Genomic DNA, 13588 nt, shown 5'->3' with positions numbered 1-13588 from the left:
AGCCCTCGACGAATCGAGGGCTTTGAATATTCAATCAAGCAGAGAAAAGAATTACTTCTGTTCTTGAGTTGCTTGGATTGCTGTTAGAGCGATTGTGTACACGATGTCGTCTACTAGCGCGCCACGAGACAGGTCGTTTACAGGCTTGCGCATACCTTGCAGCATTGGACCGATAGATACTAGATCTGCTGAACGTTGTACTGCTTTGTAAGTCGTGTTACCCGTGTTTAGGTCTGGGAATACGAATACTGTCGCTTTACCTGCTACTGGAGAGTTTGGCGCTTTAGAAGCCGCAACGTTTTCCATGATAGCCGCGTCGTACTGTAGAGGACCGTCGATGATAAGATCAGGACGTTTCTCTTGAGCTAGTTTCGTCGCTTCACGTACTTTATCAACGTCTGCACCCTTACCAGATTCACCAGTAGAGTAAGAGATCATTGCAACGCGTGGGTCGATACCGAATGCAGCAGCAGAATCCGCTGATTGGATAGCGATTTCAGCAAGCTGTTCAGCCGTTGGATCTGGGTTGATTGCACAGTCACCGTAAACCAGTACTTGATCAGGCAGAAGCATGAAGAATACTGAAGAAACGATAGACGCATTAGGTGCAGTCTTGATGATTTGGAACGGAGGAACGATAGTGTTCGCCGTAGTGTGAACAGCGCCAGAAACCAGGCCATCAACTTCGTTGTTCTCAAGCATCATTGTGCCCAGGAATACTGAGTCTTGTAGTTTCTCACGAGCTACAACTTCAGTCATACCTTTCGCACCACGTAGCTCAACCAGGCGAGCAACGTAGTTTTCACGGATAGCATCAGCGTCGATGATTTGAACGCCAGCGCCTAGCTCAACACCTTGTTGTGCAGCTACGCGACGGATTTCTGCTGGGTTACCCAGAAGCACACATTCTGCAATGCCGCGCTCAGCACAGATAGCAGCAGCTTTCACGGTACGTGGCTCATCACCTTCTGGAAGAACGATGCGCTTGCCAGCTCTACGAGCAAGTTCAGTTAGCTGGTAACGGAATGCTGGCGGGCTTAGACGACGAGACTTCTGAGTACCTTCAGTCATTGACTCGATCCAGTTACCGTCGATGTGACCAGCAACGTGCTCGTTAATGAATTCGATACGCTCTTTGTCGTCTGCAGGTACTTCAATGCTGAAGCTCTGTAGATTTAGAGAAGTCTGCCAAGTGTTGCCTTGAGCTTTGAAGATAGGTAGGCCTGTTTCGAATGCTGGCTTACATAGACCTTCAATTTCGCGTGGGATGTCGTAACCGCCGGTTAGCAGTACAGCACCGATGTCAACACCGTTCATCGCCGCTAGAGAAGCAGCAACGATTACGTCTGGACGGTCTGCAGAAGTAACAAGTAGAGAACCTGGTTTGAAGTGCTCAATCATGTTTGGCAGAGAACGCGCGCAGAACGTGATGCTCTTGATACGACGAGTGTTGATGTCACCTTTGTTGATGATATCAGCATTCAGGTGTTTCGCCATGTCGATAGCACGAGTCGCAATCAGGTCGATGCTCCATGGCACGCAACCTAGTACACGAATTGGAGAAGTGTTGAAGATCTCCATCACTTTCATTTCGTTTTGCTTCGCGCTGTCTGCATCATCAAAGATCTCAGACAGGTCAGGGCGAGTACGGCCAGCTTCATCAACAGGTGCGTTTAGCTTGTTGATGATAACACCAGAGATGTTTTTGTTCTTAGTACCGCCGAAGTTAGAACATGCTACTTCGATGCGCTCTTTAAGCTGAGCTGGGTTATCTGTGCCAGGCGTTGCCACTAGAACAATTTCAGCACCAAGTGTTGCTGCGATTTCCGCGTTCACTTGGTTAGCGAATGGGTGCTTACGAGTTGGTACCAGACCTTCAATTAGAGTTACATCTGCATCTTTATTGATTTGGTTGTAACGCTCAACGATGGTTTCTAGCAGCTCATCCATGTTGTCGTTACCGATCAGGCTTTCAGCAACAGACATCGCCATAGGTTCGCCGATCTTCATATCGCTGTTGTGGCCAACGATAGTTGAAGTTAGATCCGGTTGATCGCCGCCACTGCGTGGCTGACAAATAGGTTTGTAGAAAGAAACTTTAACGCCTTTGCGCTCCATAGCGCGAAGAACACCCATGCTTACGCTAGTTAAACCAACACCAGCACTTGCAGGGATAAGCATAATAGTACGAGACATTCGTAGAGTACCTTTGCTATTGGGAGAGATAAAAGCTCAATTCTTATTCCATGATCTTCAAAGAATAGGAGCTGAGCCCCTAAAGAAAGCTCTTTGGAAGAAAAACTGGCTAGCCAATTGGCTAGCCAGTTTATGCATTAAAGACCTGCTAGGCGTGCAGTGTCTTCAGCAATCACAAGCTCTTCGTTAGTAGAGATTACCATTGCTGGGATACGGCTGTTCGCAGTAGTGATAGTGCCTTCGCCGCCGAAACGTGCTTTAAGGTTTGCTTCACTGTCTACTTCGATACCGAAGATACCTAGACGGTTTAGAACCATTTCACGGATAGGGCCAGAGTTCTCGCCGATACCGCCAGTGAAAGTGATCGCATCTAGACGGCCGTCCATTGATGCAGTGTAACCCGCTACGTATTTAGCTAGACGGTGACAGAACACGTCCATTGCACGCGTTGCTTCTTCTTTCTCACCGTAGTTGTCTTCAACGAAACGACAGTCAGAAGTCACTTCAGTCAGACCTAGTAGGCCAGACTCTTTAGTTAGCATCGTGTTGATTTTCTCAACAGAGTAGCCTAGTGCGTCGTGTAGGTGGAAGATGATCGCAGGATCGATGTCACCACAACGAGTACCCATTACCAGACCTTCTAGAGGAGTCAGACCCATAGAAGTATCTACTGATTTACCGTTTTTAACTGCACATACAGACGCGCCGTTACCTAGGTGACAGTTGATGATGTTTACTTCTTCAACTGGCTTGTTCAGTAGACCTGCAACTTCACGAGTGATGAATAGGTGTGAAGTACCGTGCATACCGTAGCGACGGATGCCGTGCTCTTTGTACAGGTTGTATGGAAGAGCGTATAGGTAAGACTCTTCTGGCATTGTTTGGTGGAATGCAGTGTCGAACACAGCAACGTTTTTCAGTGCTGGGAAAGATTTTTGAGCTGCTTTGATACCGATGATGTGTGCTGGGTTATGAAGTGGTGCTAGTGTTGCACAGTCTTCGATACCTTTCAGTACGTCATCAGTGATAAGAGCAGACTGAGTGAACTTCTCGCCGCCGTGTACTACACGGTGACCGATAGCTGCTAGGTTTTCAGAAAGCTCTGGCTTAGAAGCAAGAATAGTTTCTACCATGAACGCTAGTGCTTCTTCGTGAGCTGCACCGTTACCTAGTTGAGCTTCGTGCTTGCCATCAAGTTTCCACTTGATACGAGCTTCAGGAAGGTGAAGACACTCAGCAAGACCTGATAAGTGCTCGTCGCCGTTCTCGGCATCAACTACGGCAAATTTAAGAGAAGAACTACCGCAGTTTAAAACTAAAACTAGCTTAGACATGTATGACTACCTGTTATTCGTCTGATCAAAATCAGTTAAAGAATGAAAAATTAATCACAAGAATAGTCGATACCAGCAAGGGTGCGTACTAATCTTGGTCAAAAATTGTTCTAATTCCATATAAAGATATAGTGATGAGCCCACTCATCACGATGACGCGTTCCTTGCAGATAGTGACCTCAGAGTTGCTTAAATTGTAAATAACGGCAACAATGAGGTTGAGGGCCTGCAAAGGATAGCGATAATGGGCAATGATAACAAAAAAAATTTGAAATAATATTAATTTTCATCAATTTTTTGCACCTTCAGTTGAAACGTTCAACTATTTTTTAGTGAGAGAGTGGTATGAGTAATAAAGTCGGATTGATCCATAGCCTGAAAGATGGCCAAAACTACATGGAGATCTGGCCGGTTCGTAAAGAGCTGAATGCCGTATTTCCAGAGCAGCGAATCATTAAAGCGACGCGATTTGGCATTAAAGTCATGCCAGCGGTTGCTGCGATAAGCGTCCTCACTCAAATGGCGTTTAACAACTATAGTGCGCTGCCTCAGTCGATCATTGTTGCCTTGTTCGCTATTAGTTTGCCGTTGCAGGGGATTTGGTGGTTAGGTGCCCGTTCAAATACTAAATTGCCTCCTTCTCTGGCTACCTGGTATAGAGAGCTGCACCACAAAATAGTTGAGAGTGGTTTCGCGTTAGAACCAGTCAAGACAAAGCCTCGTTACAAAGAACTGGCGTTAATCTTAAATCGTGCTTTTAGGCAGTTAGATAAATCCTCGTTAGAGCGTTGGTTCTAAACAAGCCAACATCGTGAAATTTAGAAAAATGGAGTGCGTAAAAGCCACTCCATTTTTTGTGCTTCGTCCTGTTCAATAATCCTATCGATCCACTTCTTTTTGTCGCTTTTCGTTCACCCTGACAAAGATTTCCCTCTTTCCCGTTGATTTTGCACGACTCGATTACTACTCCGCGATCACAATTGTTGTTTTACTGTTAAATGTTTCTTTTCTTTACTGAGACTTAGTAGTAATAATAAAAATAAGATGCACAAGAAGTGCACAGCTAAATTTATTACAAACACAACAAAAAACGCCTTCCCATTTTGGGGCTTGCGAGCGTACACCAAAAGGTGAATGTTCGCAGAACAAGGACGAAGACACATCAAGGAGTTATGATGATAACGAAACGTTTACTTGCCACCGCAATTTTATCTGCGACTGCCGTTCTTTCTTCTGCTGGTGCTATTGCTAATACAGCGACTGTTGCGGTTTCACAAATTGTGGAACATCCAGCATTAGATGCTGCCCGTCAGGGACTCTTAGACGGCTTGAAGGCGAAAGGGTATGAACAAGGTAAAAACCTAGAGTTTGACTACAAAACGGCACAAGGTAACCCTGCTATCGCGGTTCAGATAGCGCGCCAGTTTGTTGGTGAAAGCCCAGATGTTTTAGTCGGTATCGCGACGCCATCTGCACAAGCTCTCGTCTCCGCAACGCGCTCAATCCCGGTTGTTTTTACTGCAGTAACGGACCCAGTGGGTGCAAAACTGGTTAAAACCATGGAACAGCCTGGTCAGAATGTGACTGGACTTTCTGACTTGTCGCCAGTTGCCCAGCATGTTGAGCTTATCCAAGAGATCCTGCCTCAAGTGAAAAGTATCGGTGTTGTCTTCAATCCAGGTGAAGCTAATGCTGTAACCTTGGTCGAACTTCTAAAAGTGAGCGCAGCAGCGAAAGGGATTGAAGTTGTAGAAGCAACGGCTCTGAAAAGTGCCGACGTACAATCTGCGACTCAGGCTATTTCTGCAAAATCTGACATTATTTATGCACCGACAGACAACACAGTGGCAAGTGCAATCGAAGGTATGATCGTTGCTGCGAATCAGTCTAAGACGCCAGTATTTGGTGGTGCCACATCTTATGTTGAAAAAGGCGCGATCGCTGGCCTTGGCTTTGACTACTACCAAGTAGGTGTTCAAACCGCGGATTATGTCGCGGCGATTCTTGATGGTCAGGAGCCGGGTAAGCTAGACGTAAAAGTCGCAACAGGTTCTGACTTGGTGATCAATCAAGATGCTGCTTCTAAGCTAGGTATTCAAATACCGAGTTCAGTCGTAGAACGTGCAACAAGCATGCAATAAGTCGCTTTTTTGGGGCGTATTCGACTCATTCGAGCAAGTTAACTGCATTGGCGAAAGTAATAAGTCATGTCATTGGCTTATTGCTTCTCCCAAGAATGTTTAAACCTATGAGCGAAGCTATACCTTGCTCGAACAAACTTGAGTTTGAGTTGAAAAGTTCGTCCTGACTAAAGTGAGAAGTCTTACTTTCAGATCCCGATATTGATCTGAACATGCAGAAAGGAGCCGTTTTATGTCTGCATTTGCATTTTTTGGCGCTCTTGAGATTGGCTTGATTTATGGGCTGGTCGCTTTGGGCGTATACCTCACGTTTCGTGTACTCGATTTTCCCGATCTAAGTGTTGATGGCAGTTTCCCTATGGGAGCTGCAGTTGCCGCGACTGCCATCGTTGCTGGTATTAATCCTTGGGTCGCCACAGGAATGGCGATTATAGCCGGTGCTATGACGGGCTGGGTTACCGCGTTTTTGGCTGTCCGCTGCGGTATTTTGCACCTGTTAGCCTCAATTCTTACCATGATCGCTGCCTTTTCCATCAATATTCGTATTATGGGTAAGCCCAATATGGCGCTACTCGGCGAGGATACGATCCTGACACCGTTTGAAGCGATGGGCGACTCAATGTTCGTGCGTCCACTTGTGGTTGGGGTGCTAGTTTTATTATCAGCCTTTTTTGTGGCTCGTTTGCTCAACAGTGACTTTGGCCTTGGTCTAAGAGCAACTGGCGTCAACGCCCGAATGGTTTCTGCTCAAGGTGCCAGCACAGGTTTTTACACCTTCTTTGGCTTGGCACTATCCAATGGTTTCGTTGGCTTTGCCGGCGCACTGTTTGCACAGACTAACAGCTTCGCCGACGTAACATCTGGGGTCGGTACCATTGTTGTCGGCCTAGCTGCGGTGATTTTAGGTCAGACCTTGATCCCTGGGCGCAAGATTTGGGTGGCAGTGTTAGCCGTAATCGTTGGTTCTGTCCTTTACCGTCTTGCCGTCGCGTTTGCTTTGAGCTCTGGAATGTTTGGCTTGCAGGCATCCGATCTAAACCTTGTTACTGCTGTGCTGGTTGCGGTCGCATTGATAGCACCAAAACTTAAACAGCGCATGAAGGCGAAACAACGAGTTTCAGATGCTAAACAGGCTGCATCTAAAAAAGGTTCAGGGGAGACATTATGATTGAACTCAATAATATCCAAGTGACGTTCAACCCTGGAACTATTCTGGAGAACCGAGCGTTAAAAGGGGTGTCTCTAGAGGTGCCTGAACATCAGTTTCTTACCGTCATTGGTTCTAATGGTGCTGGTAAATCGACGTTACTTGGTGCTACGACTGGTGAAACCCCGATGATTGGCGGGCAAGTGATTATCGATGGTAAAGACGTGACCCGACAAACCGTGGCTCAGCGTGCGACTCAATGTGCGCGGGTCTTTCAGGACCCATTGGCTGGTACTTGTGGCGAATTAACCATTGAAGAAAACATGGCACTGGCTTTCATGCGTGGCAAAAAGCGTGGTTGGGGACTGGCACTCTCATCCCAGCGCCGAAAGTTGTTCCAAGACCGAATCAGTATTCTTGGTTTGGGGTTAGAAGATAGGCTAGGGGATAGCATTGGCTTGTTGTCCGGTGGTCAACGCCAAGCGGTGAGTTTGGTAATGGCAACCTTGTCGGAAAGTAAGCTGCTGCTACTCGATGAACACACGGCGGCGCTTGACCCGCGTATGGCTGCTTTTGTTATTGATCTGACCAAACGTATCGTGAACGAGTTTAATTTAACCGTGATGATGGTTACCCACTCAATGAAAGATGCATTGGCTTGTGGTGACAGAACCGTGATGCTTCATCAGGGGGAAATTGTGCTGGATGTAGCAGGGGAACAAAGATCAAATATGCAGGTACCAGATTTGCTGGAAATGTTCTCGAAAGTACGTGGTGAAGAACTGTCCGACGATAGTTTGTTACTCAATTAGTCAGCACGGTATGTTACCTGACTTCGGTTATGGTTAATGATACCTACCGAACGTGATCCTCCTTGAGAAACGTGACTAACGGACCGTTTCACAAGGAGGATTTTTATTCTTGCTATAGTAAAGTCATCGCATATGCCCGCTACAGGAATATTTGCTATGACCCTTCCTTTCATTTTCCACAGTCAGACGTTGGATGGTCTTTCTTTCAACGAAGAAGCCATAACGGTCACGCTTAAGACGGAGAGTCTGGATTTTGATCGTGTCTATGTTCGCTCCGAGCCTGATAACGAAGAATATCTGACTGAAATGCATCCGGCGGGAACTTCAGGAGAACTAAAACTCTGGAAAGCAACCTTTGCCCCTAATAAAGACCGAGATGTCACTCACTACGTATTTAAGCTCGTTCTGGGCGAGCAGCAGTTTTGGCTGGATGGAAGGGGCGTACAGTCGCGTATTCCACCTAAAGAGTTTCACTTTAAATTGAACGTGAATAACCAGCCACCTACATGGGTGCAACAGCAGATCTTCTACCAAATTTTTCCAGACCGTTTTGCACTAAGTAAGGATGAAAAATCGATTCGACACGCCTATGGCGAATACAATCCTGAAGCGATAGTAAAGTCATGGGGTGAAGCGGTTGGGGAGCACCAGCATACCGGAGCCAAAGAGTTTTTTGGTGGCGATCTGAACGGCGTTGAGCAGAAGCTGGATTATCTTGAAAATCTGGGCGTGACAGCTTTGTATTTCAATCCGGTCTTCCGCTCTCCGAGTAACCATAAATACGACACCACTGACTATTTCAACATAGACCCAATGTTTGGAAGCAATGAACAGTTTGCTCAGTTGTGCAACAAGATACGTTCTAAGCAAATGAAAATTGTTTTGGATGCAGTATTTAATCACACTTCAGTTCACCATCCTTGGTTTGATGTGAAAATGGAAGGTGATGGGGCGTATGGCCATCCGGCCTCGAAGTATCGCAATTACTATTTCTTTGACGATGACAGCAATCATTACATCGGCTGGAAAGGTATCAGCAGTTTACCTGTGTTGAACTTCGAGAACAAAGAGGTGCGGGATTACATTTATCAAGGCAAACACGCGGTGATCAAACACTGGCTAAAAGCCCCTTACTCAGTTGATGGCTGGCGCTTTGATGTGATTCATATGCTCGGAGAGGGAGAAGGAGCAAAAAATAACGCTCATTACGTCGAAGCGTTCCGTAAAGCGACAAAGTCGGTGAACCCGAATGCCTATGTCCTTGGAGAACATTTTTTTGAGGCAACTCAGTGGCTACAGGGTGATCAAGAAGATGGAGCAATGAATTATTACGGCTTTGCTCATCCCGTAAGAGCATTTATTGCCAAGCAAGATATCATGTACGATCCTATCCAGATCAATGCATTAGAGTTCAAAGAGTGGTTAGATGAAGCAAGAACGAAGATTCCATTTGCGAACCAGCTATCCCAACTCAATCAACTTGATAGCCATGATACGGCTCGATTCATCACTCTTGTAAGCCGTAGCGAAGACAAAATGCACATCGCGCTAACTTTGTTAATGACTTATGTCGGTACACCTTGCCTTTATTACGGCAGCGAAGTTGGGCTGGAAGGTGGATTAGATCCTGATAACCGACGTTGTTTTCCTTGGCATGAAGTGGCGAACTCTGAATGGTTGGGTATTTATCGACGCTGGATAGAGATTCGTAAAAAGTTCAAATGCCTACAATCCGGCAGTATTCAATGGCTTTATTGCCATAATGACGCGTTGGTATATGCGAGACAGTTGAAAGGCGAAGCGGTCATTGTTGCAATCAACACCAGTGAAAAAGCAGTGAGTAGTGAACTACCACTATGGCAGTTAGGTCTGAGTGCGAAAAGCTTGCACAACATATTGGATGATCGTGAAGTCATTAATTATAAGAAAAGCCTTAGCATTAATCTTCCTGCGGAGAGCGGTAAAATATGGTGGCTAAAGTGACACTGTCGTCCACCTTTATTAAAATGGTTGAATATGTTCGTTCATTTCAACATCCAAGCTCTTACTTATGGTACTGAATGTTTAATAAAAGACGTTTTAGCAACTCATTTGTTATTTTTTTCCCGCTTACTTTATTTGTTGTGGTGTTACTTGTCAGTGCCAAAAACTATTACGACGCGGTTAACCGCAACTTAGATAGCGAATATGCGCGGATTGAGCGTGCGATCGTTCGCGGTATGAAGGTCCTCACTGCACTTGATTACAGTTTCAGTAACTTTACCAATAAAGAGAACCCATTATCTGGCGGTCATAGTTACTTAGTGAAAGACGGCTTTTGCTACATTTGGCCCATTCAAATGTCGCGGGCACAAGATGTCGATGAAAGTAACCCGCCGTCAGAGCTTGAGTACATGCTAGTGGGTATTAAGAACTTATGCGAAAAAGGCTCTGAAATTAACAAATTAGCAGAGCAAAAAGCGGGCTTCGCACCATCGCTGTCTTTTCTTCATGATATAGAGCCTCACATCGTTGGGATTCATTACATTGATAAGCGCGGATACATTATTTCGTCGCCTGACACCTACGCGAAGAACGTCACAAAAGAGCTTTTATTAACATTGAAGGCACGTCCATTCTGGCAAAAAACCGCTCAGGACAAGGTTAATATTACTTTAGCTGGGCCGGGGCCAATCCTAGATTCGATGCAAGGGAAAGTCATTACATTGGCAGTGCCTTACTATGAGAACGGTGTTCACCAAGGCGCGTTGTCTATCGACTTTAATTTGGATTTACTGCTTAACAGCTCGGGGCGTTTTGCGGGCAAGTTGCATTTAGTTTCGAACATTGGAGCGCTTCCTAACAATGCCGTTCGAATTAAAACCATTGATCTAGAGCGTTTGAGCGCCAACCACAGCCTTTATTATGAGTACAATTTGTGGAGCGAGATTAAAAACTTAGTCGTGTTCCAAAAGTACAGCATTATTGTCGCGCTGTTTATTTATGTTCTGTGCACTATCGTGATTTTTTACGTCAATATGCACACTGAACGACGTTATTTTAAAGATCTTGCTGCAAAAGACCCGATGACCGGGTTATTGAACCGTCGAGGGATGGAAGCGGTTTGGCGCAATAAAATGACCAAGCAGAAGGTTGCATTAGCGGTTTTTGATATCGATAACTTCAAAGCAATTAATGACAATTACGGTCACGATGTGGGTGATATTGCCATTCAACTTGTCGCTAAGTGTATACGTGAGAATATACGCCATACCGATGTGGCCTCTCGTTTTGGAGGCGAAGAGTTTGTGTTAGCGATATATGGCGAAGACAGTGAGTCGATGATGAGGATACTCGAACGAGTAAGAAAAACCATCGTAGAGCGCTCGACACGTGTCACTAGCAGTGGATTCACCGTATCAGGAGGCGTTGTTTTCTGTTCAGAAGGCGGAGATAAAAGCTTTGATGAGTTATTTAAAGCGGCGGATGAAAAGTTGTATCAGGCAAAGCATAGCGGAAAAAATCAAATTTGTTATGCGTGCTGAAATGGATTTAAAAAAGGGCGAATTGTCGCCCTTTTGAATGTTTAAAGACTTAAGCCACTTTTGATGTCGCTTGCACCAATTCATCGCGATATCGTTGAATATGTTCAACGATGGGTGCGGCTTTATTAAAGGTGCGGATTTCACGGAACAAATCTTGTGCTTCTGGGTAAGATTGACGCAAATAAGCGAACCATTGTTTTACTCGGTTCGGGTAATACAGCCCTTTGTCGCCTTTCATTTCGAACTTAGAGTAGTAAATCAGCAATTCAACTACTTCCGGCCAGGACATAGGCTGGTGGTTGTGTTTGACCATATTGCCTAAATTTGGAATGTTAAATGCGCCTCGGCAAACCATGAGGGAATCAACACCTGTGGTTTCAATGCAGCGTTGACCATCTTCATAGTTCCAGATTTCCCCATTAGCAATTAATGGAATAGAGAATCGCTCGCGGATCTTCGTAATGTATTCCCATTTGATCTCCGATGCTTTATAGCCGCCTTGCTTTGTGCGAGCGTGGACCGTTAGTTCATTTGCACCGGCCGACTGGATCGCATCGACAATTTCAAAGCAATCTTCAGGGTTTTCCCAACCCAGGCGTATTTTCGCGCTAACCGGGATGTTTTCAGGAACCGCTTCACGGCATGCTTTTACGACTTGGTGAATCAACTCTGGATGTTGAAGAAGTGCTGCACCACCTTTACTTTTGTTCACCATTTTTGCAGGGCAGCCAAAGTTGATATCGATACCACGAGCGCCAAGCTCAGCCGCTTTGATAGCGTTCTCGGCCATCCAGTTTGGTTCTTGACCCAACAATTGAACATGTACTGGTACACCAGATGCAGTTTGAGACCCTTGCAGAAGCTCCGGACACAAACGATGGAATACGTGATCCGGTAATAACTGATCGATAACTCGAACGAATTCAGTCACGCAGAGATCATAGTCGTTTATTTCGGTCAAAATTTGGCGCATCAAATGGTCTAAAACGCCTTCCATTGGGCCTAATACAACTCGCATAGTTTGCCTAGTACAGTTTGGTGATAAAAGGAGGGCGATTGTAGCGATGTAAGCCTAGTTTGTCATTAAAAGACTCGAAGCGCGCAAACTTATCAAACCGGTATGCCGAGGTTACTTGAGTTAAAGCTCTGGGGTATAATGCCGGCAAATTTATGGGAAACCAGATGTCATGCAATATACATTGATTGAAAAGGGTGAGGTTCAACTAGATGAATCTTCACTGTTTATTGAAGGGGCTGTGTTAGCTGCAAACCTGACCACTAAGCCCTTGGCACCAGAGACTTGGTTAGAGCCGCTACTAGGCGCTGACTTTAAAGCCATTCAACCTGTGGTTGAAGAGCAGATTCACAAGCAGCACAACCGCATTCTGCGTAACGAGTATTCAGTACTTGCTCTTACAGACAATAATTCTGAGCAACTGGCTGATTTCGCTGAAGGATTCATGTCGGTTTGGCCGATGATTGAAGAACAGTGGCAAGGTGCCGAGCTCAATGACGGTTTACAGCGCATGCTGCAAGCTTTGCTCACGACGATGATGTTAGCGATCGATGAATCTACGACTCAACAACAGATGCGTGATGCAGGTATTGAAAATCCGCCGGCACTGAGTGATTTGATTGATCAACTTGACTTGATGATCAGTGAGGCGGCATTGGGTGCAGACGAGCTCATGGTTGGGAACAAAGCAAAGAGTCTCAATCCATTTAAAGGTGTGGGTCGTAACGATCCTTGCCCATGTGAGAGTGGCAAAAAATTCAAGCAGTGTTGTGGTAAGTAATCAGGTTGTTCTGATTAAATACCGAAGGTTAATAAAGCCGACCACGAGGTCGGCTTTATCGTTATTTGGGTTTATGTTTTAAAGAATTGGGTTCTTACGTCTTGCTGGGAAAAACTGGGCAATCACGACCAGAGCGAGAAAGACCAGATTACCTGCAAAAATAACTGCTAACCATTGTGGCATGGATAGCGTTAAGAACTGCCACACAATCTCAGAACAATCGCCATAGGCTTCAAACATCCAAGGTACCCACTGGTTCAGCGGTGCCCAGCTTGGGAACGTAACGAATACGTCACAGGTAGCAAATGGCGATGGATTGAACTGATAATCGACGTGCTGTAGCGCGAGCAACAAGCCTTTGTAGGCACTAAGTCCCCATGCGATCAAACCTAGCCATCGGAAGAGTGGGTTACTTGGTGAAATAAACCCGATAATTGCAGCTCCGCCAATGCCCAGCATAGCCACTCGCTCGTAAATACACATTACACACGGTGCCAACATCATGACATGCTGAAAGTAGAGGGCACATGCTTCAAAGAAAATGATAAACAAGAGAAGAAGCATCCAAGATAAGCGCCCCTTGGAAAACTGGTTTAGTGATCTAAAAATATTCACGGTTTCAATCCTGTCTGAAAAAT

At 45.6% G+C, this 13588-nt stretch carries 11 protein-coding genes; 7 read left to right on the top strand and 4 right to left on the bottom strand.

All coding sequences use genetic code 11. The annotated features are described in order from the left end of the window. Positions 1 to 51: 51 nt before the first annotated feature. Both pta and VEJY3_RS10865 read right to left on the bottom strand, forming a co-directional pair. Positions 52 to 2196, bottom strand: coding sequence for a phosphate acetyltransferase (gene pta, locus VEJY3_RS10870; protein ID WP_014232520.1), 2145 nt, complete (start codon positions 2194 to 2196; stop codon positions 52 to 54). A gap of 137 nt (positions 2197 to 2333) precedes the next feature. Next, positions 2334 to 3530 carry an acetate kinase gene (locus VEJY3_RS10865; protein ID WP_014232519.1) on the bottom strand — a complete coding sequence of 399 codons (1197 nt, stop codon included), beginning with the start codon at positions 3528 to 3530 and terminating at the stop codon, positions 2334 to 2336. A 345-nt stretch (positions 3531 to 3875) separates the two neighbouring features. Between VEJY3_RS10865 and yfbV the strand changes: the two genes are divergently transcribed. The 6 genes from yfbV to VEJY3_RS10835 all read left to right on the top strand — a co-directional run bounded on the left by yfbV (position 3876) and on the right by VEJY3_RS10835 (position 11154). Continuing rightward, a complete protein-coding gene (gene yfbV / locus VEJY3_RS10860) occupies positions 3876 to 4328 on the top strand; it encodes a terminus macrodomain insulation protein YfbV (RefSeq protein WP_014232518.1) in 453 nt (150 codons plus the stop codon). 377 nt (positions 4329 to 4705) lie between these two features. Continuing rightward, positions 4706 to 5671: an ABC transporter substrate-binding protein gene (locus VEJY3_RS10855; protein WP_014232517.1), complete on the top strand. Its 966-nt coding sequence runs from the start codon at positions 4706 to 4708 to the stop codon at positions 5669 to 5671. Between the two features lie 232 nt (positions 5672 to 5903). Beyond that, the gene (locus tag VEJY3_RS10850; RefSeq protein WP_014232516.1) at positions 5904 to 6839 is read left to right on the top strand and encodes an ABC transporter permease; all 936 of its coding nucleotides are present in this window, start codon (positions 5904 to 5906) and stop codon (positions 6837 to 6839) included. Continuing rightward, positions 6836 to 7630 carry an ABC transporter ATP-binding protein gene (locus VEJY3_RS10845; protein ID WP_014232515.1) on the top strand — a complete coding sequence of 265 codons (795 nt, stop codon included), beginning with the start codon at positions 6836 to 6838 and terminating at the stop codon, positions 7628 to 7630. Before VEJY3_RS10850 ends, VEJY3_RS10845 begins: the two co-directional genes overlap by 4 nt. Positions 7631 to 7786: 156 nt before the next feature. Continuing rightward, positions 7787 to 9613, top strand: coding sequence for a maltodextrin glucosidase (gene malZ, locus VEJY3_RS10840; RefSeq protein WP_014232514.1), 1827 nt, complete (start codon positions 7787 to 7789; stop codon positions 9611 to 9613). A 77-nt stretch (positions 9614 to 9690) separates the two neighbouring features. Then, on the top strand, positions 9691 to 11154 hold the full coding sequence (locus VEJY3_RS10835; RefSeq protein WP_014232513.1) for a diguanylate cyclase: 1464 nt from the start codon (positions 9691 to 9693) through the stop codon (positions 11152 to 11154). A 49-nt stretch (positions 11155 to 11203) separates the two neighbouring features. On the opposite strand, the gene dusC is transcribed toward VEJY3_RS10835, so the two are convergent. Further along, the gene (dusC, locus tag VEJY3_RS10830) at positions 11204 to 12172 is read right to left on the bottom strand and encodes a tRNA dihydrouridine(16) synthase DusC (protein ID WP_014232512.1); all 969 of its coding nucleotides are present in this window, start codon (positions 12170 to 12172) and stop codon (positions 11204 to 11206) included. 169 nt (positions 12173 to 12341) lie between these two features. On the opposite strand from dusC, the gene VEJY3_RS10825 reads away from it, so the two are divergent. Continuing rightward, a complete protein-coding gene (locus VEJY3_RS10825) occupies positions 12342 to 12950 on the top strand; it encodes an SEC-C metal-binding domain-containing protein (RefSeq protein ID WP_014232511.1) in 609 nt (202 codons plus the stop codon). A gap of 78 nt (positions 12951 to 13028) precedes the next feature. Here the strand turns inward: VEJY3_RS10825 and dsbB are convergent, their stop codons facing one another. Continuing rightward, positions 13029 to 13565, bottom strand: coding sequence for a disulfide bond formation protein DsbB (dsbB, locus tag VEJY3_RS10820; protein ID WP_041170251.1), 537 nt, complete (start codon positions 13563 to 13565; stop codon positions 13029 to 13031). Positions 13566 to 13588: the final 23 nt, after the last annotated feature.

This window comes from Vibrio sp. EJY3 (assembly GCF_000241385.1).
Lineage (GTDB): Bacteria > Pseudomonadota > Gammaproteobacteria > Enterobacterales > Vibrionaceae > Vibrio > Vibrio natriegens.
This window is presented reverse-complemented; position numbering and strand designations above follow the sequence as displayed.

What these genes read in the sequence shown, in the direction of transcription:
- pta (WP_014232520.1), bottom strand. Translation starts at nt 2,196, where the DNA reads ATGTCTCGTACTATTATGCTTATCCCTGCAAGTGCTGGTGTTGGTTTA.
- VEJY3_RS10865 (WP_014232519.1), bottom strand. Translation starts at nt 3,530, where the DNA reads ATGTCTAAGCTAGTTTTAGTTTTAAACTGCGGTAGTTCTTCTCTTAAA.
- yfbV (WP_014232518.1), top strand. Translation starts at nt 3,876, where the DNA reads ATGAGTAATAAAGTCGGATTGATCCATAGCCTGAAAGATGGCCAAAAC.
- VEJY3_RS10855 (WP_014232517.1), top strand. Translation starts at nt 4,706, where the DNA reads ATGATAACGAAACGTTTACTTGCCACCGCAATTTTATCTGCGACTGCC.
- VEJY3_RS10850 (WP_014232516.1), top strand. Translation starts at nt 5,904, where the DNA reads ATGTCTGCATTTGCATTTTTTGGCGCTCTTGAGATTGGCTTGATTTAT.
- VEJY3_RS10845 (WP_014232515.1), top strand. Translation starts at nt 6,836, where the DNA reads ATGATTGAACTCAATAATATCCAAGTGACGTTCAACCCTGGAACTATT.
- malZ (WP_014232514.1), top strand. Translation starts at nt 7,787, where the DNA reads ATGACCCTTCCTTTCATTTTCCACAGTCAGACGTTGGATGGTCTTTCT.
- VEJY3_RS10835 (WP_014232513.1), top strand. Translation starts at nt 9,691, where the DNA reads ATGTTTAATAAAAGACGTTTTAGCAACTCATTTGTTATTTTTTTCCCG.
- dusC (WP_014232512.1), bottom strand. Translation starts at nt 12,172, where the DNA reads ATGCGAGTTGTATTAGGCCCAATGGAAGGCGTTTTAGACCATTTGATG.
- VEJY3_RS10825 (WP_014232511.1), top strand. Translation starts at nt 12,342, where the DNA reads ATGCAATATACATTGATTGAAAAGGGTGAGGTTCAACTAGATGAATCT.